This window comes from Bacillus sp. 17RED48 (assembly GCF_019837545.1).
Lineage (GTDB): Bacteria > Bacillota > Bacilli > Bacillales > Bacillaceae_G > Bacillus_A > Bacillus_A wiedmannii.
Window position 1 is genome coordinate 138265 of sequence record NZ_JADAXG010000004.1, and the last position, 26284, is coordinate 164548.

A 26284-nucleotide genomic window follows, 5' to 3' on the forward strand; every position below is an offset into this window, starting at 1 on the left:
CCTACTTAGACTCAGCAGCTGAGCCCATATGAGCGAGCACGCCTAAAATGTCTTGATAGAAATTTTCTCGCGTTCCTTGACGCGTTAACTCTTTATAAAGAAGACCGTCTTGAATAAATAAAATACGCTCACAATAACTCGCACTAAATGCATCGTGTGTAACCATCAAAATACTTACATTGTGATTTTCATGTAAATCTTGCATCGCTTCTAATAAGCTTTTTGCATTTTTACTATCAAGCGCACCAGTCGGTTCATCTGCTAATACGATTGCTGGATTATGTACTAAAGCTCGTGCTGCCGCCGTTCTTTGCTTTTGTCCACCAGAAACAGCAGTTGGATATTTTGTTAAAATTTCAGTAATCCCTAATTTCTTTGCAACCTCATTTACCTTCCCCGTAATCTCACTTGAAGGTACGCCTTGCAGAGAAAGTGGTAAAGCGATATTTTCATAAATTGATAAGTTTTCTAGTAAGTTAAAATCTTGAAAAATGAATCCTAATTTTTGAGATCGAAAATCAGATAAAGCATTCCCCTTCATTGAAGTAATATTTGTGCCAGCTATTGTCACACTGCCACCTGTCGCTTGATCCAGTGTACTAATCACATTAAGTAGTGTCGTTTTTCCAGACCCAGAAGGACCCATAATCCCGACGAATTCTCCTTCTTTTATACTTAATGACACACCCCTTAATGCTTTTGACTGATTCTCATTTCTTTTCCCATACGTTTTTTCTACACTTTCCACAGTAACTACATTTGTTGACATCTCTTTCACTCCATCCCTTTTGTATAAAATTACTTTCTCACATATTTCTTATCTTTTTCTCATGTAAACCCTTAAGAATTTTTTAATTTTTCAATCAGTAAGGATTACACGAGTAACGTAAACCTTTTTCCTATTTCATATTCTCACTTTTCTAAAACTCGTTCCTTCGATTTCGCTTACATTTACCTTACATTTTTGTAAGGTAAAAATATGACAGACCACTTTATAAGGGAATTTTCTTTGTAATGAAAAAGCTTTTTATTTTCATCAAAATGAATAGGAGACATAAATAACAATAATAACAAATTAAAAAACAATATAATTTTATTTTAAAACGATAAATTATATGATAAAATCATGTTGTTATTAAATAAACGAGGTGCTTTTTATGAAACAAGTTACAACACTCTTTTTAAAACTAGCTATTGTTTTTATAGGTATAGTAGTACTTGCATTGTGCATATTTTTAGTGCCTAAAATCGGGAATTTTGCTGGAGAATTGTATCCAGCTATCGCTTATATGAAATCTCTCGTTTTAATCGATATTTACGTAGCAACGATACCTTTTTACTTTGCTCTGTATCAAGTTTTTAAACTTTTAAGTTATATTGATAAGAACAAAGCGTTCTCGGAATTATCAGTAAAGTCTTTAAAAAATATAAAATACTGTGCTCTCACGATCGGTACCATATACTTACTAGGTATGCCGCTCTACTATCTTATGGCAAAAAAAATTGATCCTCCAAGTTTTATACCAATTGGACTAATCATTATTTTCACCTCTATCTTGGTTGCTATTTTTGCTGCAGTTCTCCAAAAGCTCTTACAAGAAGCCATTAATATAAAATCAGAAAATGATTTAACAGTATGAAGTGAAGTATATGGCAATAAATGATGAAGGGATAGCTTAATCGCTATCCCTTCATCATTTATTATGGTTCTTTACTTACTTTAAATTCAGTAATACATGTTAATGGTGTATTTTATTTTCAATCTCTATTTCTTATTTTTTATTTCCTCTTTTATACTCTCCACAAACCCATTTAGTTCAATAACTTCTGACTGGTCTTCACCGTATTTACGTACATTTACAGATCCGTTCTCCATTTCCTTATCCCCAATAACAAGAACATAAGGAACTTTTTGCATTTGTGCTTCTCTTATTTTATATCCTAACTTTTCATCTCGTACATCTCTTTCAACACGAATGCCAGCTTGTGCTAATTTATCCGCAATCTCATCTGCGTATTGTACATGGACTGCATTCGAAACTGGAATGACCTTCACTTGAACCGGTGCCACCCATGCCGGGAACGCGCCTCCAAAGTGCTCAATTAATATCGCTAAGAAACGGTCTAAAGATCCTAAAACTGCTCTGTGAATGACAACTGGTCTTCTCTTTTCATTCTTCTCATCTATATAATTTAAATCAAACTTCTCTGGCATTTGGAAATCTAGTTGGATTGTCCCGCACTGATGACTTCTATTTAAGGCGTCTTTAATATGGAAGTCGATTTTCGGTCCATAAAATGCACCGTCACCTTCATTTAGTCTATATTTATAATTCAATGAATGTAATACATTTTCTAATGCCTCTTCTGCTTGCTCCCACAACTTATCATCACCCATTGAATCTTCTGGACGAGTAGAAAGCTCTACTTCATATTCGAATCCAAAAGTTTTATAAACGTAATCAATTTGCGCCATTACAGATTTAATTTCATCTTCAATTTGTTCTGGAGTTACAAATAAATGAGCATCATCTTGGCAGAAAGTACGTACTCTTAATAATCCATTTAATGCCCCGCTAAATTCGTGTCGGTGTACTTGACCGAACTCACACATACGAATTGGCAATTCGCGATAAGAGTGTAATTTATTTTTGAACATTAACATATGTCCTGGGCAGTTCATTGGTTTTAATGCGAAACTTTTATTGTCTACTTCAGAGAAATACATGTTGTCTTTGTAATGTCCCCAGTGTCCTGATTTCTCCCATAATTCTTGGTTCATCATAAACGGAGTACGTACTTCTTGATACTTATACTCTTTTTGAATTTTTCTTAAAAATGCTTCTAATTCATTACGAATAATTTGTCCTTTCGGTAAATAAAATGGCATTCCCGGAGCCTCTTCAGAAAACATAAATAACTCCAGCTCACTACCTAATTTACGATGATTTCTTTTTGCTGCTTCTTCAACGAAATGTAAATAATCTTCTAATTCTTTTTGAGAAGAGAACGCAACACCATATATACGCTGAAGCACTTGATTGTTACTATCACCTCGCCAATATGCACCAGAAACGTGAGTTAATTGGAATGCTTTCAAATAGCCTGTTGACGGTACATGTGGTCCTCTACATAAGTCTACAAATTCACCTTGTTTATATAGTGTTACACTTTCCCCACTAGGAATTGCTTCTAACAATTCTAATTTCAGGTGATCATTCATTTCTTGAAACAGTTTTTTTGCCTCTTCTCGTGAAACCTCAACTCGCTCTATTTTTATATTTTCATTTATAATTTTTTTCATTTCTTTTTCGATTTCCGGTAAATCTTCTACGTTTACACTACTCGGAAGATCCATATCATAATAAAATCCATTTTCAATAACAGGTCCTACACCAAGGTTTACATTACCATGTATTCTCTTTACAGCTTGCGCTAAAATATGTGCCGCAGAGTGTCTTGCAATTTCTACCCCTTCATTTGAATCTATAGTAACGATTTCTACTTCCGCATTTTCTTCAATATTTCGGCGTAAATCATATAACTGATCATTTACTTTCCCTGCAACTGCTTTCTTTTTTAAACTACTGCTAATGGATCCCGCAATTTCTTCTAAAGTAATTCCTTTTACAAATTCTTTAACGCTTCCATCCGGAAATTTCATTTCAATCATCTGTTCTTTCATTTTTCATCTCTCCATTTCATAATAAAAAGCACACTCATCCCTAAAATAGGGACGAGCGTGCTTTTACCCGTGGTTCCACCCAGATTCCCATTGTAAATATACAATGGCTTCTTTTACGGTAACGTCGTTTACACGGCACTAGATACTTAATTTCCCCAGTGCAGCTCTAAGGTGGTAAGTTATTTTTCTGCGTTAGGAAGTTCTCAGCTTTCCTTCCTTCTCTGTATAACCGGATAAAATAACTCGTGTCCTTTTCTTCGCTTATTATGAAATTGAATACAAAAAAGCATATTCATCCCTAAAATAGGGACGAATATGCTTATATCCGTGGTTCCACCCAGATTCCCATCACAAAAAAACATAATGGCTTCTTTTGCGATAACGTCGCTTACACGGCACTAGATACTTAGTTTCCCTAGTGCAGCTCTAAGGTGGTAAGTTATTTTTCTGCGTTAGGAAGTTCTCAGCTTTCCTTCCTTCTCTGTATAACCGGATAAAATAACTCGTGTCCTTTTCTTTGCTTTTAAAAGTACATCCATTAATTGTTATTTACTATATCTTATTCATTTTATTTTTGCAAGTGTTTAAAAATGATTTTTTATTAAATAAAAAAAGAAACCAAAAATAGATTTTTGGTTTCCTCTTCTCAATTTTACCAATCTTGTGGTTCGTAATTTAAGTCTGAAAATAGACGTCGTTTCTCTTTCTTCGATAAATCTCTCCACTGTCCAACAGGTAAATTATTTAATTCTATATTCATAATTCTTGTACGCTTTAACGTGTATACTTGATAACCTAAAGCTTCACACATACGACGAATTTGACGATTCAACCCTTGAGTTAAAATAATTTGGAATTCATATTTTGATAACTGTGTTACCTCACAAGGAAGGGTTTTCGTTCCTAAAATTTTCACACCAGCTGCCATTTTCTCTAGAAAATCAGGTGTAATTGGCTTATCTACTGAAACGATATATTCTTTTTCATGTTTGTTTTCAGCACGTAAAATTTCATTAACAATATCACCATCATTCGTTAATAAAATTAAACCGTCTGAATCTTTATCAAGACGTCCAATGTGACTAATTCGTAATGGATGATTCACTAAATCGATAATATTACCTTTTACAGCTTTTTCACTCGTACATGTAATACCTACTGGTTTATTTAAAGCGATATATACGTGATCTCGAGCAATACGAAGTTGCTCTCCATTTACGCGTACATCATCACCTGGATTTACTTGGTCACCAATTTTTGCAACCTTACCGTTAATAATTACTCTTCTCTCATTAATTAGTTTATCTGCTCCACGTCGAGACGCTTTTCCAGCTTCACTAATAAATTTATTGATACGCAAATTAGGCACATCCTTTTCAAAAAAATTCTAGCTCACACTGATTCTACCGTACAATACAAAAGGGTAAGCCTTCTATTATAACTTAAATATATTAACATGAAAGGGTATATAACGTCTTCTATTAATTACTCGTTTATAAGAAAATATCTTTATTATACATTCATTTATGCACGTTTTGAACACTTAATATACAAGCCACTCTTCCTTACATACAGCTTGTTTACCTCTTATGTCTTTTAAATCCTCATGAATATTAGCTAGTTTATACAGCTCTGGGAAAATCTCTTCTACATAATTTTGATGCGCCATTTCATCTTTCCAATAAGTTAACACTATGTAACGATTTTCAGTTTTTAAAGACTTCCCAACTACTCCACCTATCATCCCGTTTGCTTTTTCCATTCCTTTATTCCAAATTTCCTCTTGCTTATGTAAAAACTGCTTTTCTCTCTGTTGTTTTACATCACATATAGCAACTCTGACAAATGACCCTTCTGTAACAACCTCTTTCAAAGGCATATCAGTTATATCATACAATGTTTGAAACAGTTCAATTTCACATGAAAGAAACGTATCCTCTTGATTACTATTTAAATAAATGGTATCGTGAACACCATTCATAAATGATTGATACGCACCCCTATCATTCCATAAAGTATAAACACACGCCTCATCTTCATTCCATCCACCAAATTGTCCGTGAAAACCATCTAGATGCTGTATATCACGCCATTTTTCTTGTGCGATTGAAAATAACTCTTTTTTCTCTTCTTCCACTTTACAATAGATTGTTTTTAGTAACATTTTTAATTCCCCCTTTAGAATATAATTTATTTTCTTCTCACAACATTTAGTTCACATAATAATTTTATAATCCTCTAATACTCTTTATAGACATATAGAACTAATCATATTTATCACTACATCTATCAAACCATTTATCTGATTTCATTTCAAATAATTCAGAATTAAAAGAAAAGCTGTAACCCTTAACGAATTACAACTTTATCTTATCTCCCTTTCTTATTCACCTTTTGTTCAAATAAATAATATGTAATTTCTCCTGGATAATGTAATACAGTTACCTTCCGCTCCCCTTTTTTAAAACTATTAGTATGCCCATTTTCCCCTAAGTGCTCCCATCCACTTGCCTTTGTAATAGGTATTACACTTATATATTTATAATCCGCTTCATTATCATCGTTAATATGGATTGCTGACATTGGTACTGGAAAATCTTCCATTTTAGATTCTTTGTCCAGATATATGAGTGCAAATAAGCCAACTAATATCATAGCCATTGAAATATTTGAAACTAGCTTTTTTCTATTCGTTTTCACTAAAAACCCTCTTTTCTCACATATTACTTTCATCATTTTACTAATCTTAGTTATTTATGTATATAAAAAATATAATTAAAATCAATTACATACTATATTCTCTACCATTAATAATATTATTGTTATATATTATAATTATAAGATGTTTATTTTTGGAGGGATTACCCATTGAAGAAATTATTTTTTAATAAATGGACAATAGTTATTTCTATTTTTATTATTACCTGTACGATTTTCTACACAACTAAAGATAAAAATAATAACGAAAAAACCACCGTAGAAACAATTGATACAAAAACTTTTAAAACTAAATTACAACCAAAAATTGATGAATTAACTACAAATTATAATGACATCATCGAAAAAGATTGGTTGCCTGCCTGGGAAGAGATTAACACGAACGGAGATTCAGTAGACAGAAATAAACTATTAGTCACAATGACTGCTATTTCCAAGCAATATGAAAAAATTATAAACGAAATAGACACTGTGAAAATTAAAGAAAATATATCGGAAGTACAAATACAAGAACAACTAATTTATTTCAAAACTGAATTTAAGACTGCTTCTAAATTTATGAAAAATGCAGCAGATTTAATTATAGACGGAGCAAATAACTCTACTCCATCCAATGAAACAATTGAAAATACTAAACATGCTTTAGGACTTGCGGACCAACATATTGTCCTCGCTTTATCTACGTTAAATGAAGTTGAAGTTAAATTAGGACTCGCAAAAAAATAAAACTGGTTACTATTTTAAAATAAAAAAAGATTGCAATTCACATTTTGTCTGTCTATAATGTTTTTATTGATTTACAATCAATGTTTTTATAAATTTTATAATTCGGATGAACCATTCAGGAGAAGGTCTATTGATCTACCGACGGGGCAAAAAGTTGCTGAATCAACTTTGAAACTCTCAGGTCTTGGTTACAAGTAGAACTGCATGGGGACGAATCTCTGGAGAGACTCCCTCTCGCTTTATATAGCGCGGAGGAAAACGAGCACCGAAGGAGCAAATCCGCTACTATAGCGGATAATCTCTCAGGTAAAAGGACAGAGACAAGCGAAAGAAAATGCCGATTTGTATCGGTTTATTTTTCTATCCCTTGTTTCTCCAGAGACCATTTCATTTTCTTGAAGTGGTTTTTATTTTTTCATAAAAAGGAGAATACAGATGGAGACAGTAAGTACAGTATTAGAACAAATCAATCACTATGTGTGGGGATTACCAACGTTGTTGTTACTCGTTGGTACTGGTATCATTCTCACAGTGCGTTTAAAAGGTTTACAGTTTAGTAAACTATTATACGCTCACAAACTAGCTTTTAAAAAATCAGAAGATACATCCTCCTCTGGAGATATTAGCCACTTCCAAGCACTTATGACAGCTATGGCGGCAACGATTGGTATGGGGAATATAGCCGGTGTTGCAACTGCTGTGACAATTGGTGGACCCGGTGCAATCTTTTGGATGTGGATTACTGCTTTGTTCGGTATGGCAACAAAGTATGCCGAAGCCATTCTTGCGGTGAAATACCGTGTTAGTAATGAAAATGGTGAATATTCAGGTGGTCCAATGTACTATTTAGAACGTGGTTTAGGTAAGAAATGGCTTGCTGTTTTATTCGCTATATTCGGTACAACTGCTTCTTTCGGTATCGGTAATATGGTGCAATCTAACTCAGTTGCAGAGGCAATGCGAATTAATTTCTCTTTCCCCCCTGCTTTAACTGGTATATTCATGTCGTTTTTAATCGCCATTGTTATTTTAGGCGGTGTGAAAAAAATCGGGAAAGTGACAGGATACATCGTTCCTATTAAAGCTTTCTTTTATATCATTGCTGGACTTATTATTATTTTCTATCACTACGATCAAATTCCAGAAGCATTTTCACTTATTTTTTCTGGCGCATTCAATGGTACTGCAGCTGCTGGTGGTTTTATTGGCGCAACAATTGCATCTGCAATTCAAATTGGAATGGCGCGCGGTGTATTTGCGAACGAAGCTGGTTTAGGGAGCGCCCCTATTGCAGCAGCGGCTGCAAAAACAGATTCGCCTGCAAAGCAAGCTTTAGTTTCTATGACTGGTACTTTTCTAGATACGTTTATCGTATGTACAATTACAGGGCTAGTATTAATTACTACAGGTGCATGGAAATCAGGTAAAACTGGCGTTGAAGCGACGACACTTGCGTTCCAATCTGTATTTGGCACTGCTGGTAGTATGATTCTTGGTATCGCAATTATATTATTTGCCTACTCTACTATTTTAGGATGGTCGTATTACGGCGAGAAGTGCGTGGCTTATTTGTTTGGAGAAGGTGCTGTTAAATATTATAAAGCAATCTTTATCGTCATGATTGCAATTGGTGCGAATTTAAAATTAGGCATCGTATGGACGTTTGCTGATATTGCAAATGGACTTATGGCGATTCCAAACTTAATTGGCCTTATTGGGTTAAGTGGTATTGTTGTTGCTGAAACAAATCGCTTTTTACAAGCAGAAAAATTGAAAGAAAGTCATAAAAAACAGGCAAGTTAATCTATGAAAAAAGGAATGACTCATACATGATGAGCATTCCTTTTTTTATCCCCTCTTTTACTTAATTACTTTCATTAAAAATATATTTATATCAATGTTTACTCCTTTTTATTCCTCCAAAAGTTTTTCACATAAATGTCATAAATCGTATGGTCTAACTATATAGTTGAAAAAGAATGCGACATTAAAGTGTCGCTGAAAAACTCATACAAGAAAAGGGAGGAAAAATCTTTTGAAAAACAAAATCATTGTTTTCCTATCTGTTTTATCTTTTATTATTGGTGGTTTCTTCTTTAACACGAATACTTCAAGCGCTGAAACATCATCTACTGATTACGTTCCTAACCAATTAATCGTTAAGTTCAAGCAAAATGCATCTTTAAGTAATGTGCAATCTTTTCATAAATCTGTCGGAGCCAATGTCTTATCTAAAGATGATAAGTTAGGTTTTGAAGTCGTTCAATTTTCGAAAGGTACTGTAAAAGAAAAAATAAAGAGTTATAAAAATAATCCAGATGTAGAATATGCAGAACCGAATTATTACGTTCACGCCTTTTGGACTCCAAACGACCCATATTTTAAAAATCAATATGGATTGCAAAAGATTCAAGCTCCACAAGCTTGGGATAGCCAACGAAGTGATCCTGGTGTAAAAGTAGCTATTATTGATACAGGAGTTCAAGGCTCACACCCTGATTTGGCTTTGAAAGTAATTTACGGGCATGATTATGTTGATAACGACAATACATCTGATGATGGTAATGGTCATGGTACACATTGCGCTGGAATTACTGGAGCACTTACGAATAACAGTGTCGGAATTGCTGGTGTTGCCCCACAAACTTCAATTTATGCTGTCCGCGTATTAGATAATCAAGGAAGTGGGACTCTTGATGCTGTAGCGCAAGGTATTCGAGAAGCTGCTGATTCGGGTGCAAAAGTAATTAGTTTAAGTTTAGGAGCTCCAAATGGTGGTACTGCATTACAACAAGCCGTTCAATATGCATGGAATAAAGGTTCTGTTATAGTTGCAGCTGCTGGAAATGCTGGAAATACAAAAGCTAATTACCCTGCTTATTACAGCGAAGTGATTGCAGTTGCTTCTACAGATCAATCAGATAAGAAATCTTCATTTTCTACTTATGGTAGCTGGGTAGATGTTGCAGCACCAGGTTCAAATATATATTCCACATATAAAGGAAGCACGTATCAATCATTAAGTGGTACATCTATGGCAACACCTCATGTTGCAGGAGTCGCTGCTCTTTTAGCAAATCAAGGATATAGCAATACACAAATCCGCCAAATTATTGAGTCTACTACTGATAAAATTAGTGGTACAGGTACGTACTGGAAAAACGGTAGAGTCAATGCATATAAGGCTGTACAATACGCTAAGCAATTACAAGAAAATAAAGCTTCTTAAGAAATAAAGCAAAACTTTAATCAGTCGATCTATCATTAATACGAAATAAAATAGAAGGAGAGACTTCTACAATTAAAGCCTCTCCTTCTTACAAACTATATTACTCCCCCTGCTTTTTAACCATATGTAAATATAGCACAAAATCCGTCATTGTCGATGAATGACCAAGTTGACGGATCATCGCTGTTATATTTCCTCTATGATATGTCCCATGATTTACAACATGTTGTACTAACTCTAAAATTGAAGTTTCTAATTTCCCTGCATATGGATTCTCAATAACAAATACAGCATTCACGTCTTGTATTGTAATTAAGAAGTCTTTATATTGATTTGCCATGTTTTCAAACATTTTTTCTAATTCATGTAACGATTTAGTTTCGATTTGTTTGCGTAAATTTTCTCGGTCTTGTATTGCTTCATTCATACTTTTACCATGCAATACGTGTAACCACACTTGATCTGTAATATAAATATGCGTAAAAGTATCCTTAATTGATGGAAATACACTCTGTATCTGTTCATTAAAAATAGTCTCATAGCTTGGTAATTCTTTTAGTCGATTGAATAACCGTATATTAGCCCAAGCATGGTAATCCACCTGTTTTAACATGTACTCTTTCAATCTAAATCGCCTCCTTATTGTACGAAACGAATGTTTTGTTTCTCCATTTCCGATTCTCTATCAGCTTTTGCAATTCCTTTTTCTTCAATTTCACGTTTATTTATTGTTTTATAATTTACATACGTATGAAATTCCGTTTGAAATGGAAACGGTGTAATCCGAATTGTTTCCTCGTCCACCCATTCAGCTTGAATAGGTTTCTCCACTTTACTATTAAACATTTCTGTTCCTTCAAAACCATCTTTAAACAAATCAATTTCATCTGTCTTTTCTACGCCAGGTTTATTCATACACACATATAAAGAAAGTTCATCGCAAAACTTTAATAATCTATAATGTTTATCGAACATCGCAAATTGTTCTTTTGTTAACGTTTTCAATATTCTTTTTTGTCGTTCCAATTCCCCTGTATAAAATGAAAGCATCTCTTCATCTTCATCATTTAATGGAAATGATAAAAAATGTTTACTACAAAGTAATGCTCCGTATGGATTTGAATCTTCAATTTCATTCAAACCAATCGTATAAAAAACAAAACGCAATGAACTTGGACAATCCATAAATGTATATGGAATATTTTTAGCATCATTCAAAATTGGTACTTTATCAAGTTCTATCCATCCTCTATCATGCTCATATATTGCATCAATTGTCTCTTTTAAGTATGTTTCATCTTCAAAAAAATCTTCTTTTATATGCTTTGCAATCTCTCCAGCTAAAAAACCATGATCATGTTGACGAATTAATATACTTTCTTTCTCATTCTTTTCACGAAAAATCATTCATATTCTCCCCCTCATCCTCATATTACAGCGTTTTCTATACATCAATTCTTAATTAATCCCTAATTATTAGCAGGGATTCAGTCTCTTACAACGAAATTAACATAACTATATAGTATTCTTTCTAACCATATAAATAGCTTTCTCTATACTATCCATTATACTAAAACATTCATTCTAAAAAACTTTTTATGAGGTGAAAACATGAACAAAACAGAATTAGTTAAAAACGTGGCACAATCCGCTGATATTTCTCAAAAGGAAGCTTCTGCAGCGGTACAATCCGTATTTGACACAATTGCTACTGCATTACAATCAGGCGATAAAGTTCAATTAATCGGCTTTGGAACTTTTGAAGTGCGCGAAAGATCTGCTCGTACAGGACGTAACCCGCAAACTGGCGAAGAAATTCAAATCGCTGCCGGTAAAGTTCCAGCATTTAAAGCAGGTAAAGAGTTAAAAGAAGCTGTTAAATAAACAAGAAACCAGCCATTTTATAGGCTGGTTTCTTGTTTTATTTAAGTAATTCCTTTATATTCTCAGCATGATACACTTCACAAATATAAAATATACATTTGCAGTTACTTACAATTTGATATTTTCTAGTTGGATACACATTCGCCGTAACAGAGCATCCATCAAACAATTCAATAATATTCCCAGATGGCTGATATCCTTCGTATAGTACGTTTCTTCTTACTTCCATCTTTTCTATAAGTTTTTCAACTGGAATATTTCCACTCTCTAATTCACTCTTAATTGTATTTGGTAAAAACGAAGTGTCCGCAAAAATTAGATTCTCAGATAACACTTTTCCTTTATAACTAACATTGGATACACGGTAAAGAAATGTTCCGTTTTTATCAAAGAAATTCTTTGCTTCTTTTGGGATGTACTGTCTATCAAGTACCTCTTGTTCGAGAACATCAAACTGAACTGTATCATTCAAAAGCTTTTCTAATGCATGAATAGATGATGTATCTCCAGAAAATAAAATATTTTTTATTGCTTGTACATTATAAGTGAATTCATTTGTTCTATTTTCCGCTACTAACATGAGGAACACCTCTTCTATAAGATTTTTTATTTAACTTATTTATAATTTAAAAGCGCTACTGCATCTAACTGTGTGATTTCAGTTACTTCTTTACTAAATATTGCAATTGAAGCCATATAATCTACACTAGGCCTTATATCTGCCATCATTGTATTTTCTACTAATTCTTGCCTATCCTTAAAAACTAACAAATTTGGAGGATCATTTGGAGCCGACACAGTAATATGTACTGGCGGAATCATTAGTCCTTCACCTGTCGCTTTTAGTACTGCTTCTTTTCGAGTCCAATATGTTAAAAAACCTTCTATTTTCTGTTCATTAGGTAATTTCATAACTTGTGCTATTTCAATGTCTGTTAATACGCCCTCTGCCATTTTCATAACATCTACATTTGGATTCATTTGTTCAACATCAACGCCAACAAGTGCAGACTTTGTAAATGCAACAACAACCCACTCACCCGAATGTGAAACAGATATTTGCGGCATTCCTTCTGGTAATTGTGGTCTACCATGTTGTAACTTACATACAGGGCACATTCGATCAATCGGTACTTGAACTGGCGACATAGAAAGGATCTTTCCAAGAACTAATCTACTAATTACACAACCTATTATAAATCGTGCACGATCTGCCGATTGATGATATGAATTTGCTTTCTCTCGTTCAACATCGTTTAGTAAATTGTAATGCCCTGATTGTAAATCTGAAATTCTTGCCCACCATATTTGACAACTATTCTCATTAAGAGTTGGTACAGAATCTACAACTTTACTCTCTATCATGTAAACTCTCTCCTTCTTAGTACGAATATCACTTTATTTCAAAAATATTATCATGCTATTAACTTATTCGTTTACAGCTTCTTTCTCTTTTTGTAATACAGGTAACGGCTTTTTCTTCTTCTTTGCCATTACCTCTTTATCAGAAATACGTAAAGAAAATAGTAATGCTACAAGTAAAAATATTGCTGATCCAATTAATGCAGCTTGATATGGTAAGAAATCTGACTGAGCATTATTTTGTACACTATTATTTCCAAAACCGGCTAGTATACTAGCTAAAACTGCAACTCCTATCGCTGAACCTAATCGATTTTGCACATTAAATATAGTCGTAGCTCTCCCCATAGAAGGTGGCGTGATATTATTAAATGCCGAAAATTGAACTGCTCCAACAGACTGACCTAAGAAAATACCGATACCAAACAATAATGCCCGAATTTGCCATGGGTTCGTATCGTGATTTACAAAACTTAATAAAACAAAAATAATCGCCGTACAAATTAGTCCAATAGAAATTACCTTTCGAGCTCCTAATTTCTTATATGACCATGGGACAATCTGTGACGATATCATTAACCCAATCGCCTCTGGGAATGTCGTAAGACCTGATTCCAATGCGGAAACTCCTATTACATTTTGATACATAAGTGGAAAAACAAATAACATTCCTAGTAAACCAGCGGATGAAAACAATGAAATAAGACTCATTTTTCTAAAGACTGGTTCTTTTAATAAGCGTAAATCTAACATCGGTTGCTTTACTCTAAGTTCTACAATGATGAACAATGTAATGAGTACAATCCCAGCTATCCCAGTACTCATAATTTCTGGAGAAACCCAGCCTTTTGATGGTCCTTGGCTAAGTGCATAAATAAGCATCGCAAATCCTGGTGCTGAAAGAACAAAACCGAGAGAATCAAAGCGACCAGCTGATTTTTCAATATGCTCTTTTAAAAATAGAAGACCGAATAGTAACGCTAAGATTCCAAACGGTACATTAATATAAAATGCCCAGCGCCAAGACATTTGATCTACAAAGAAACCGCCAATAATTGGTCCTACTGCCGGTGCGACAGCAATTGGCAACACAATAAACCGTGAAATTTTCGGCCTTTCCTCTGGTGAGAATGTTCGGAATAACATCGCCATCCCAACTGGCGTTAAAAGCCCCCCGCCAGCACCTTGAATGATACGAAAAATATTCAATGAAGTAATATCGTTCGCTATTCCACATAATACAGACGCAGTTGTAAATACGAAAAGAGCAGTTAGAAATACCCTTTTCGTACCGAAGCGATCTCCTAACCAACCAGAAATCGGAAGGAAAACAGCTAAGCTAACTAAATACCCAACATTAACCGTCCCCATTGCAGATGGAGGCACTTGTAGTTCTTTACTTATTGTTTGGAGTGCTACATTCACAATCGTTGCATCCATCGCAGCCATAAACATCGCTGTTATATATACGATACTTACAACTATTTTTGGATTTATTTTTGCCTTCATTATCGTTTTCCTACTAATATTTTTTCGCCAACTTGATTACTTTTTGGATTCAAATCTTTCCAGTTATTTTCAACATATTGTAAACAATCATTCCTACTAGCCTCTTCATGTACGACATTCCAACCAATAGGTACATCAAGAAAGACAGGCCAGAGAGAATACTGGCCCTCCTCATTTTTTAATACTTTGTATGTGTAATTATCATTTTCAAACGGATTCGTCATACTGTACTTACCCCTTTCTTATTCTGCAAATATTTCGCTAATACTTGTCCAATTTCTGTAAGTGGTCCTGGTTGACATAAATCTTTATGTCTACAATCAATATCGTGTTGCACAATTTGCCCATCTAAATAATTTAGCCACGTATTTGGAGAGATAGGATCAAACCAGTCTGGTATAACAGTAGATCTAAAGAATAAAATATCTCCGTTATAAACTTTCGGTACATATTTCCCTAACAATCCTACCGAATTTACATATGTTTCTTTCAAGTTCAAAATAGTCTCTTCTTCAAGACTTGCTAATGCACTACCATCTTTACGAAGTATTTCTACTGCACTTTCCATCGTAAGTGGTTTACCATCCATATTATCTGGATCGTATCCGCCTAAAGCAAGTAATGCGATTAACGCTTCTTCTTCAGTAGGTGCTTCCGTATTCGGTAAGAAGTGACCTGGATAAGAATCTAACATAACGAGTAATTCTACTTCTTCTCCTTCATTTTGCAGTTGCGCCGCCATTGCATGAACAACATTTCCTCCGAGCGACCAACCGAGTAACCGATATGGTCCGTGAGGCTGTACTTCACGAACGTGTTTTAAATAATCCGCCGCCATCTCCTCTAAACTTCTTGGAAGTTCTTCATTTTTAGCGATACCACGTGCTTGGACACCGTAGATTGGATAATCTGTCCCTAAAGATTTCATAAGTCCTGCATAGCACCAACTTAATCCACCTGCTGGGTGTACACAAAATAGTGGTAGTTGTTCTCCGCTTGCTCGTAATGGAAGCAACACATCAAGTGCACTTTGTCCATTTCCGACCTCAAGTCTTTCAGCAAGACCCGCAACAGTAGGTGCGGCAAATAAAGTTCCGATATTTAGTTCAACCCCAAGTGCTTCTTTAATACGACTCATAAGCTGCACTGCAAGAAGTGAATGGCCACCTAGATCAAAGAATCCGTCATCAATTCCAATTTGCGGCACACTTAAAACTTCTGTAAACAAGTCACATAACATTTCTTCTTGCGGTGTTCTTGGTCCACGACTAGAAGATGATGCGATAAATTCTGGAGCCGGCAATGCCTTTCTATCTAATTTACCGTTTGGAGTTAAAGGCAACTCATTTACTACTACAAAAGCGTATGGAACCATGTAATCTGGTAAACTACCTCCAGCATACTTACGCATTTCATTCGTATCAATCATTTCATTATTTAATGCAACGATATAAGAAACTAACCGTTTATCCCCTGGTTGATCTTCCCGTACAATAACAGCTACTTGCTCAACTTTAGGATGTTTCATTATTACCGCTTCTATTTCCCCTAATTCAATTCGGAATCCACGAATTTTTATTTGATGATCTGCACGTCCTATATAATCTAGCGTCCCATCTTGACGCCAACGTGCTAAGTCTCCAGTACGATACATTCTTGTACCTGGCTTACCAAATGGATCTGCAATAAAACGTTCTGCAGTTAAACCTGCTCTTCCTAAATATCCACGAGCAAGCCCTGCACCTGCAACATACATTTCTCCAACTACTCCAGGTGGCACCGGTTGTAAATAGTTGTCTAACACATACACTTTAAGATCAGGTATACTACACCCAATTAAACTATTTGCTCGTAAAGAGACGATTGTTTCATCTAATTCAATATAACTAACATGTACTGTCGTCTCCGTAATACCGTACATATTAATAAGTTTTGGTGCGTTATGAGAATGTCGACTATACCAATCTTCTAATCGACTTAGCTCAAGTGCTTCTCCTCCAAAAACAACATATCGTAAAGATAATTTTTGGCCAATTTCTTCATTTTCACGATCTGCTTGCATCAATTGATAGAACGCTGATGGAGTTTGGTTTAAAACAGTTACCTTTTCTTTAACAAGAAGTTGTAAAAATTCTTTCGGTGAGCGACTTACAGTATGTGGTACTACGACTAAACGCCCACCATATAATAAAGGTCCCCAAATTTCCCAAACCGAGAAATCAAAAGCATATGAATGAAACATTGTCCATACATCGTTCTCGTCAAATTGGAACCAATGATCAGTTGCGCCTAAAAGTCTTACTACATTTTGATGAGGTATCATAACGCCTTTCGGTCTACCAGTTGAGCCTGATGTATAAATAACATACGCAATGTGGGAAGGAGATAACTGCTTCATGAGCTCCATTTCATCAATATTGTCTTCACTATATTTCTCAATTTCCCCTATTACTTTCACATCATCAACTAAAATTTTCAGTTCCTCATCACATTCAATTTCCACATCTGAATTTGTTAAAACACATGATGGTTTCGCATCGTGGAGCATAAATGAAATACGATCTGACGGATAATCCGGATCTAACGGAAGGTATCCCGCACCAGCTTTCAGAACAGCTAGTAAGCTTACAACCATATTTAAAGATCTCGGCATCGCTAAAGCAACGAGTTGATCAGGGCCAACTCCTTTTGCAATTAGCAATCGAGCTATTTTATTCGCTTTTTTATTCAACTCTTCATAAGTTAACTTTTCATCTTCAAAGACGACAGCAATAGAATTTGGATTTATATGAGCCTGCTTTTCAAATAATTGTGGCAATGTCATTTCTGGTACAATTTGAAAACCACCATTCCACTTTTCTAACACTGTATTTTTCTCTGCTAAAGTTAATATTTCTAATGTGCCAATTGATTGATCCGGATGTTTCGCTGCATCAGCCAATAACAAAATGAATCGTTCAATCAATTTTTGAATCGTTTCACGTTTATATAAATCCGTACTAAATTCTAGTAACCCGTTTAAGCCGTCTGGCGTACCATCAACTCCGTTACTCTCGCTAATTTCAAATGTTAGATCAAATTTCGCAGAACCAACGCTTTGAATTTCAAGGTTCGCTTCTATATCCGGAGCATCAAACGTTGCTTCTGGCGTATTTTGGAAAGCTAACATAACTTGAAACAGCGGATGACTATTTCGAGTACGTACTGGGTTTAACACTTCAACGAGTCGTTCAAATGGAACATCTTGATTTTCATAAGCTGCAAGATTTGACTGCTTCACTCTATTTAATAATTCTTTAAAACTTGGATCTCCTGATGTATTTGTACGTAACACTAATGTATTTACAAATAAACCAACTATGTCAGTGAGTGCATCATCGTTTCTTCCAGCAATCGGACTACCGATTGGTATATCAGTACCTGCACCTAATCTTGTAAATAGCGCACTAAGTCCTGCTTGCAACACCATAAACAAACTAACTCCGTTTTTCCGTGCAAGCTCTACTAACCTACTATGCATACCCGCATCTATTTGAAAATGAATTGTTTCTCCGCGATAACTCGTTTCAATTGGACGCTGATAATCTGTAGGTAACTCCAGCTGATCTGGTAAACCTTCTAGCTCTTTCTTCCAAAACTCTAATTGTGTTGAAATAAGACTCTCTTGTGTAGTTTCATCACCAAGCAACTGTTGTTGCCAAAGTGCATAATCTGCGTATTGAACTGGAAGTGTCTCTAACTGAACTCTGTTACCTTGACATCGTGCTTTATATGCCGCTGTAAAATCTCTCGTTAACGGTTGTAATGACCAGCCATCCCCTACAATATGGTGCAATAGAATTAGTAATACATGTTCGTTTTCATTCACTGTAAATAGTTGCAGACGAACTGCTGGTTCAACATCAAGGTTAAAACTATATCTTACCGCCTCTACAAGCACACTTTCTAATTCATCTTTACATGTTTTTGTTATTATCATCTCTAGATTTAAATTTTCCATATCTAAAATTTTCTGATAGGAACTACCTAATACGTTAGGGAAAATCGTTCTAAGCGTTTCATGTTTCTCAACTACATCATAAAAAGCACCTTGCAATGATTCCTCGTTCAACTTTCCAGAAATACGAATGACTAATGGAATATTATAAGTAGGACTTGGACCTTCTAAACAATTTAAGAACCATAACCTGCGCTGCGCAAATGAAAGTGGAACTTCATTTGGTCTACTTACTTTCTTAATAGCTGGTCTTGCAGTTTTTGCTTGATCCAATTGTTTCGCAAGTTCAGCAACAGTTGGCGATTCAAATAGTTTTCCAATTCCTAATTCAACACTTAACGTTTCACGGATTCTTGCCATTAGACGAGATGCAAGAAGCGAATGGCCACCCATTTCAAAAAAATTATCATCAATACTAATGCGAGAAACACCAAGTACTTCTGCAAATAAATCACATAATATTTCTTCTTTCGGATTTCTAGCAACTCTCTCCTTATTCATTTCATTAAAATCAGGAGCAGGTAATTTCTTTCTATCAACCTTACCATTTGGCGTTAATGGTAATTCTTCTAGCACAACAAATGCCGATGGCACCATATAATTCGCTAAACTTTCTGAAACATAAGAACGAATTTCTGAAAGGTTAATCCCTTCACTCCCTTCGGCAACGATATACGCAATGATTCGTTTATCATTTGGGCGATCTTCTCGTACCATTACTACCGCTTGTTGAATATATTCATGTCGTTGTAATACCATTTCAATTTCAGCTAATTCAATTCGGAAACCACGAATTTTAATTTGATGATCTGCGCGGCTCATGTACTCTAACACTCCATCGTTACGCCATTTTACCAGATCACCTGTGCGGTACATGCGCTTCCCTGGTTTTCCATAAGGATCTGCAACAAACCGTTCAGCCGTTAACTCTGGTTTTCCTAAATATCCGTTCGCAAGCCCTTCCCCTGCAATATATAATTCACCAATTACTCCAGGTGGTACTGGTTGTAAACCTGCATCTAATACATACACATCTGTACTCCAAATTGGCTTTCCAATAGGAGGTATACCACTTTCCCTTTCATCGATGTTCATGAAAGTAGACCAAATAGTCGTTTCAGTTGGTCCATATAAATTTGTAATAGAGCAACCTAATTCTTTTAATGTATTTGCTAAATGGGCCGGAAGCGCTTCACCACCAACGAGCACATTTAGTCCTTGTAGCCTCTCTGGATATTCAGTTACTAACGCCTGCCATAGTGTCGGTGTAGCTTGCATAATTGTCACTCTTTCTTCTTGTAACAATGCCGTTAACGCCGAAGGCTCTTGAATCACCTCTTTTGGAGCGATTGTTATACTTGCACCACTAACAAGAGGTAAATAAATCTCTAGAGCAGAAATATCAAACGCAAATGTTGTAACTGCTAATAAATGATCATTTTCATGTAATGAAAACATATCATCCATGGACAATAAAAAGTTACTTAAAGCTTTCATAGGAACAATTACACCTTTTGGATTGCCAGTTGAGCCTGAAGTGTAAATTGTATACGCAGGCTTTAAAAGTGATTCTTCATTTCTAAATGGTAGATTCATATGAGAATATGTGTTTAACGCTAGTTGCATTTTTTCACTATTTAATTCGATCTTTTTTATATCATTTTCTATAACTAAAGTTGATGCAACCGATAAATGCGTTATAATACAAGCTGGTTTTGCATCATTTACTATATAATTTATTCGCTCGGCTGGATATTCTGGATCTATCGGTAAATACGCTGCACCAGCCTTTAATACTGCTAGCATACTAACTACCATTTCCGTTGATCTTGGAAATACTAAAGCTACAAACTGATTTGACCCTATTCCTTCTTCTACTAAATAGTGTGCTAGTTCATTCGCTCGTTCATTTAGCTCTTTATACGTAAGATTTATTCCATTACAAGTAACTACTATTTTATTTGGATTTTTTTGTACTTGTTTTTCAAATAATATAGGTAGAGAAATTAACTCTTCCGCTTCTTTAGTTTCATTCCATTCGAATAAAACTTTTTGATTTTCTTCAGGAAGAGTAATGTTTATACTTCCAATCGACGCGCCTTTTTCATAATCATTTATCACTAATTCTAATACATTCATAAATCTTTCTTTATGCAATGCTAGTTCCGAGCCATTATATACTTCCGGGTTCGCATCAAAATGAATCATTAGCTCATTTTCATCGAAACGTTTATAAACATTTATCGATAAATCATCGACAGGTCCTGCTGATAAATTATGTGTAATACCACGATTCCCAGCAAAGTTAAGACCGTAATCAAAAGGCATAACATTCACTAACGGCCCAAATAACCTTTGATTTTCACCTAGTAACTTTAAGTCTCTTCTTAATTCCTCATGACGATATTTATGATGACGACGTACGTCTCGGATTTCTTTAGAAACTTGCTGTAATAATTCCGTAATAGTTATATTTGGAGTTACAGTGAGACGAAGTGGTACTAAATTCATTACCATACTCGGTGTATGAATTGATGCACTACCTAGACGCCCCATCATCGGTAAACCTAAAACAATATCATTTGCACCTGTTAACTTATGTATATAAATACTTGTTACAGCCACAATGAATTCTGGCCAACTTGTTAACGAAACATTAATATCTTCTAGTAAAGTTTTCGTACTAGAACTAGATAAATAAGCTGTTTCCCGTAAAAATCCATTTGATGTTCTCGGTGCTCTTTCTGCTAAACTTACAACTTCTGGTTCATCAGCAAACTTCTCTAACCAAAAAGTACGATCTTCCTGAAATTGTTTCGACTCACGATATACAATATCTTCTTGTACAATCTTTGAAAGAGTACCAAATGGTTTCTCTTTCTTATTTGTTTCTTCTATAAGTTTTGTATACTCTCTCGCTACCTTTTGGCTAAGAAGTGAAAATCCATAGCCATCCATCACAATGTGATGGATGCGCTGATACCAAAAGAACCGATTTTTTTCCACTTGAATAAGTGCTTCAGTAAATAATTTATCCTCTTTTAAATCCACAGGCATAGATAAATCATTTTTCATCCATACTTTAGCAGCCTCTTCAGGATCTTCTTCTTTACGAACGTCAATAAAATGCATATGAAAATTTGACGATTTCTCAATAACTTGCCACGGACCAATTTCATCCTCTTCGAAACGAACATGTAGTGCTTCTACTTCCATTACAACTTTACGTACTGCTAATTCGAAAATTCCTTGATTAATATTTCCATTTATTTCAACATATTCCCCAGTATTATAAATCGGATTCAGCGGATCTAATTGTTGTGCAAACCACATACCAGTCTGCGCAGATGATAACGAATGGCGAAGCTTTTGACTATTAGGCATTCTTTACTACCCCTTTATTATGTAGTCTATTTGTTACAGTACCTGTGCTGTCTGTGAAGATAGTAAACTGTACCAATCGGAAACAGTTGGACGTTCTGCTAAATCTGCAAAAGTTATTTCTTTCCCTTCGCGACGCCACTTCTCTACTAAACTCATAATTCTGACCGAATCAAGTCCTCTATTTAGTAAGTCCTCATCAATATCAATACTCACTACTGGCTCACGAAGTAGTTGTGCAACTAGTTCATGCACTTCCTGTATAGTGATTCCTTCACTCTCATCACTTTTTACACTTTGTAAATCTTTTAACAGTATGTTTGTTGATGTCGTTACTGCACATCTATTAGATGCATACTCCAATGCTTGTTTATGATGCTCTAATGAAAAATCAGCAACTGCATCTGCTACAAAGAACGGCTCTATACCATCCATAAATGCTTCGCAAGCTGTTAAAAGGCAGCCGATATGCGCATAAATACCGCAAATAATAAGTTGATCTCTTCCCTGTTTATTTAAGATTTCTAATAGATTTGTCTTTTTAAATGCACTATATCTCCATTTTGTTAAGAATATATCATCCTCATCAGGAGTAAGTTCATCGACAATTTTCTTTTTATCTGGTCCAGCAGGAATACCGTCCCCCCAGAAATCTTGTAATAACCCTCGTTGTTCTAACGTTTGTCCACCTGGTTGTGCTGTATAAACAACTGGTATACCAAGTTCCTTACATTTTTCTCTAATCACCTTAATATTTGAAATAAGTTCTACTTTTGGTGATTCTTTATCGCTATATGCATCAAGAAAATATTCTTGCATGTCATGGATTAGAAGAACCGCACGTTTCGGATCTGGTTTCCAGTTCACTTTATTTTTTGGTAGTTCTGATTCAACTGGCATTTTGTATACTGAAATAGATGGGATAGCCATCTAATCACTTCCTTCCAATTTTTATATTTTTTATTGTTTTACCGTAATAAGTTTTTCAGTAATGACTTTACGTAACTCTTTTTTGCTTACCTTTCCAACACCTGTTTGCGGGAATGAATCAATAAATTCAATTCGATCTGGAATCTTATAAGCCGCTATACCCCGTTCTCTTAAAAACATTTTTAATTCGCTTACTGTTGGAGCTTGTCCTCGAGCTATAACAAAGGCACAAGTACGTTCCCCTAAATAATCATCAGGCATTGATACAATGGCTACATCATGTACTGCATCATGTGCTAATAAATGATTTTCAACTTCTTCAGCAGCAACCTTCTCGCCACCACGGTTAATTTGATCTTTATCTCTACCTTCTACAATGATGTAACCTTGTTCATTTACTTTTACAAGATCACCTGTGCGATAAAATCCATCTTCAGTAAATGACCTTGCATTATGCTCTTCCGCTTTATAATAGCCACGAATTGTATATGGCCCTCGTGTTAATAAACTACCTACTTCACCAGGTTTCACATCGTTATCATTTTCATCAACGACCCTTACTTCATCGAATGTAGACATCGGTCTCCCTTGTGTATGAATGATGATTTCTTCAGGATCATTTAATCTTGTGTAATTTACTAACCCTTCTGCCATACCGAACACTTGCTGTAACGTACATCCAAATGTAGGGTGTATGCGCTTTGCAACCTCAGCGCTAAACTTAGCACCACCTACTTGAATCACTTCTAAGCTCGATAAATCGTTATTACGAGAAGAAGCTGCATCAAGCCAAATCATTGCTAATGGTGGAACGAGAGCAGTAATCGTAACTTTTTCTTTTTCTATAAGAGCAAATGCCTCATCTGGGCTACCACCAGTTGCCAACACTACTTTTCCACCCGCATAGAAAGTTCCAAATGTACCAGGCGAACTCATCGGGTAATTGTGTGCTACTGGAAGAACAGCCATATAGACGCTATCTGCATTCAAATTACAAATTTCAGCACTAACACGTAAACTATAAATATAGTCATCATGTGTTCTAGGAATTAATTTAGAAAGTCCTGTTGTCCCTCCTGATAATTGGAGAAACGCAACATCACTTGGCTGAACTTCTGGTAATGGAACGGGATCCATGTAAAGTTCATTTATACTCACAAATTCTTCTTCTTCTCCTACTACGATTACATGTTGTAAAGTAGGCACTTTTTCTTTTACTTCTCTTGCTAGTTTTCGGTAATCAAAGCCGAGAGCCTTATCTGAAATAACGTAAGCACTCGCCTCACCAAACTCGCAAAAATAACTAATTTCACTGCTTCGATGTGAAGGTAGTGCAAAAACAGGAAGTGCCCCAATGCGAAATAGCGCAAAGCATATTTCGAAAAACTCGATAATGTTAGGTAATTGGATTACAACTCGATCCTCTTGCTTTATTCCTAAATCCAGTAAGCCTGCAGCTAAGCGATCTACTTTTTTATCAAGCTCACTATATGTTATTTGCGTATCACCACTTACAATCGCAATTTCATCTCCATGCTTTTCAGCACGTTCTCTTAACAACGAACCAAAAGTTTCTCCAGGCCAACATCCTACTTCTCGATAACGATTTGCAAATTCTTCTGGCCATTCCGTATAACCTGTTAACATTCTTTCTTCCCCCTATTTTTGATTCAGCGAATTATCTCTTAATCCTAAAGCCTTCAGCATTGTTTGGAACTTAGCTGATGTTTCTGCTAACTCATCTTCTGGTTTTGACTCAGCAACAACTCCTGCTCCTGCAAATAATCGAAGTGTATTTTCCTGCACTTCAGCACAGCGAATTGTAACAATCCATTCACCATCTCCATTTAAATCGCTCCACCCTAGCATTCCTGTAAAGAATTCACGGTCAAATGGCTCAATTTTTTGAATCGCCTCTCTCGCTTCTTCCATCGGCGTACCGCAAACTGCTGGCGTAGGATGAAGAGCAATTGCTAATTCCAAAGAAGTAGTATTTGGATCCTTTAGTTCACCTTTCACTTCAGTAGACAAATGCCACATCGCTTCACTATGAATAACGGCTGGTTTTTCCGGAACATGTAATGTATGACAGTATGGACGAAGCGCAGCAGCAACCGCTTCCACTACTACCGCATGTTCATGTAAATCTTTCGGAGAAGAAAGTAATTCCTCTGCTCTTCTCTTATCTTCTACTGGATCATCACTACGTGGTCTTGAACCAGCTAACGGATTAGAAATAACTTGCATACCATTACGTGAAACGAGTAATTCAGGACTTGCTCCAATTAATGTCTTATTACACTCGTTTTCATCTTCCGGTAAATTCACAGCAAATGTATAACCATGCTTATTATGCTCTGCTAATTCTCGAAGGAGTTTTTGCTTATCAATCTTTTCGGAAGATTCAACATCTAGCGATCTAGATAGAACGATTTTCTTTAAATCGCCGTCCTTTATTTTTTGAATCCCTTGCTTTACACCATTCATATAAACTTCAGGATCTGGTACAGGCGTCATTTCAAATGTTAAGTTCTCATGTGTTTCAAGCTGATTTGTTGTATCCAATTGTAAACACTCGGAAATCCTACTATATTCTGGTACGATAAGTTGAACTTCTTTTCTTCGATCAAATGGCAAGGCACCGACAACGATAGGATTCGGATTTCCTGCTTGTTTTGCATTACGTAATACTGCTTGCACAAGCTCTGGGAAACTTTCAATTTCACGATGCTTTACTGTAGTAAATCCTCCTTCTGTCAATATCGTTCGAGTTGGTGAAGCAAAAAAGAATGAAGATTCAGTCTTATAATCTTCTAGTAATTTTTCTGACAGTTCCTTTACAGCCGTAAATTCATTCATAGTA

The 26284-nt window shown here is 35.5% G+C and carries 20 protein-coding genes, 1 riboswitch and 2 other annotated features; of the genes, 5 read left to right on the forward strand and 15 right to left on the reverse strand.

The features are described 5' to 3' along the window. Position 1 precedes the first annotated feature (1 nt). The gene (locus ILT06_RS17800) at positions 2-769 is read right to left on the reverse strand and encodes an ABC transporter ATP-binding protein (RefSeq protein ID WP_098102823.1); all 768 of its coding nucleotides are present in this window, start codon (positions 767-769) and stop codon (positions 2-4) included. A 388-nt stretch (positions 770-1157) separates the two neighbouring features. Here ILT06_RS17800 and ILT06_RS17805 point away from each other — a divergent pair, with 388 nt between their 5' ends. Then, the gene (locus tag ILT06_RS17805) at positions 1158-1640 is read left to right on the forward strand and encodes a DUF2975 domain-containing protein (protein ID WP_064474092.1); all 483 of its coding nucleotides are present in this window, start codon (positions 1158-1160) and stop codon (positions 1638-1640) included. 125 nt (positions 1641-1765) lie between these two features. Here ILT06_RS17805 and thrS read toward each other — a convergent pair whose 3' ends face one another. The 4 genes from thrS to ILT06_RS17825 form a co-directional block, all read right to left on the reverse strand. Beyond that, positions 1766-3685: a threonine--tRNA ligase gene (thrS, locus tag ILT06_RS17810; RefSeq protein WP_098102825.1), complete on the reverse strand. Its 1920-nt coding sequence runs from the start codon at positions 3683-3685 to the stop codon at positions 1766-1768. Positions 3686-3729: 44 nt separating this feature from the next. Then, positions 3730-3952, reverse strand: a binding site (T-box leader). 35 nt (positions 3953-3987) lie between these two features. Further along, positions 3988-4212, reverse strand: a binding site (T-box leader). Between the two features lie 125 nt (positions 4213-4337). After that, on the reverse strand, positions 4338-5045 hold the full coding sequence (gene rluF / locus ILT06_RS17815) for a 23S rRNA pseudouridine(2604) synthase RluF (protein ID WP_001222161.1): 708 nt from the start codon (positions 5043-5045) through the stop codon (positions 4338-4340). Positions 5046-5228: 183 nt separating this feature from the next. Then, positions 5229-5849: a YdbC family protein gene (locus ILT06_RS17820; RefSeq protein ID WP_222655337.1), complete on the reverse strand. Its 621-nt coding sequence runs from the start codon at positions 5847-5849 to the stop codon at positions 5229-5231. Between the two features lie 206 nt (positions 5850-6055). After that, entirely contained in the window at positions 6056-6421 is a 366-nt protein-coding gene (locus tag ILT06_RS17825) for a hypothetical protein (protein WP_098102826.1), read from the reverse strand. Between the two features lie 132 nt (positions 6422-6553). Between ILT06_RS17825 and ILT06_RS17830 the strand changes: the two genes are divergently transcribed. The 3 genes from ILT06_RS17830 (at position 6554) to ILT06_RS17840 (ending at position 10358) form a co-directional block, all read left to right on the forward strand. Then, on the forward strand, positions 6554-7129 hold the full coding sequence (locus tag ILT06_RS17830) for a hypothetical protein (protein ID WP_064477280.1): 576 nt from the start codon (positions 6554-6556) through the stop codon (positions 7127-7129). A 208-nt stretch (positions 7130-7337) separates the two neighbouring features. Then, positions 7338-7457, forward strand: a riboswitch (glycine riboswitch). A 107-nt stretch (positions 7458-7564) separates the two neighbouring features. Then, positions 7565-8932: an alanine/glycine:cation symporter family protein gene (locus ILT06_RS17835; RefSeq protein WP_000451054.1), complete on the forward strand. Its 1368-nt coding sequence runs from the start codon at positions 7565-7567 to the stop codon at positions 8930-8932. A gap of 232 nt (positions 8933-9164) precedes the next feature. Then, positions 9165-10358, forward strand: coding sequence for a S8 family peptidase (locus ILT06_RS17840; RefSeq protein ID WP_000790928.1), 1194 nt, complete (start codon positions 9165-9167; stop codon positions 10356-10358). Positions 10359-10458: 100 nt separating this feature from the next. On the opposite strand, the gene ILT06_RS17845 is transcribed toward ILT06_RS17840, so the two are convergent. Together ILT06_RS17845 and ILT06_RS17850 are read right to left on the reverse strand one after the other, a co-directional pair. Then, positions 10459-10983, reverse strand: coding sequence for a DinB family protein (locus ILT06_RS17845; protein ID WP_000666442.1), 525 nt, complete (start codon positions 10981-10983; stop codon positions 10459-10461). A gap of 14 nt (positions 10984-10997) precedes the next feature. Then, the gene (locus tag ILT06_RS17850; protein WP_000577278.1) at positions 10998-11765 is read right to left on the reverse strand and encodes a DUF3891 family protein; all 768 of its coding nucleotides are present in this window, start codon (positions 11763-11765) and stop codon (positions 10998-11000) included. Positions 11766-11969: 204 nt separating this feature from the next. Here ILT06_RS17850 and ILT06_RS17855 point away from each other — a divergent pair, with 204 nt between their 5' ends. After that, positions 11970-12242, forward strand: coding sequence for an HU family DNA-binding protein (locus ILT06_RS17855; RefSeq protein WP_001043960.1), 273 nt, complete (start codon positions 11970-11972; stop codon positions 12240-12242). A gap of 37 nt (positions 12243-12279) precedes the next feature. Here the strand turns inward: ILT06_RS17855 and ILT06_RS17860 are convergent, their stop codons facing one another. From ILT06_RS17860 to dhbC, 8 genes are all read right to left on the reverse strand, one after another. Next, on the reverse strand, positions 12280-12822 hold the full coding sequence (locus ILT06_RS17860; protein WP_000959141.1) for a hypothetical protein: 543 nt from the start codon (positions 12820-12822) through the stop codon (positions 12280-12282). A 35-nt stretch (positions 12823-12857) separates the two neighbouring features. After that, positions 12858-13607, reverse strand: a complete 750-nt coding sequence (gene sfp, locus ILT06_RS17865) for a 4'-phosphopantetheinyl transferase Sfp (protein WP_000573029.1) — start codon at positions 13605-13607, stop codon at positions 12858-12860. 63 nt (positions 13608-13670) lie between these two features. Beyond that, the gene (locus ILT06_RS17870) at positions 13671-15113 is read right to left on the reverse strand and encodes an MDR family MFS transporter (protein WP_088046888.1); all 1443 of its coding nucleotides are present in this window, start codon (positions 15111-15113) and stop codon (positions 13671-13673) included. Further along, positions 15113-15337, reverse strand: a complete 225-nt coding sequence (locus ILT06_RS17875; RefSeq protein ID WP_000184070.1) for an MbtH family protein — start codon at positions 15335-15337, stop codon at positions 15113-15115. Before ILT06_RS17875 ends, ILT06_RS17870 begins: the two co-directional genes overlap by 1 nt. Next, entirely contained in the window at positions 15334-22494 is a 7161-nt protein-coding gene (locus tag ILT06_RS17880; RefSeq protein WP_222655338.1) for an amino acid adenylation domain-containing protein, read from the reverse strand. Before ILT06_RS17880 ends, ILT06_RS17875 begins: the two co-directional genes overlap by 4 nt. A gap of 33 nt (positions 22495-22527) precedes the next feature. Beyond that, positions 22528-23421: an isochorismatase family protein gene (locus tag ILT06_RS17885; protein WP_064477284.1), complete on the reverse strand. Its 894-nt coding sequence runs from the start codon at positions 23419-23421 to the stop codon at positions 22528-22530. Between the two features lie 30 nt (positions 23422-23451). Continuing rightward, entirely contained in the window at positions 23452-25068 is a 1617-nt protein-coding gene (locus tag ILT06_RS17890) for a (2,3-dihydroxybenzoyl)adenylate synthase (protein ID WP_222655339.1), read from the reverse strand. A gap of 12 nt (positions 25069-25080) precedes the next feature. After that, positions 25081-26280 (reverse strand): isochorismate synthase DhbC, encoded by a 1200-nt coding sequence (dhbC, locus tag ILT06_RS17895; protein WP_098102828.1) that lies wholly within the window; start codon positions 26278-26280, stop codon positions 25081-25083. Positions 26281-26284 lie beyond the last annotated feature (4 nt).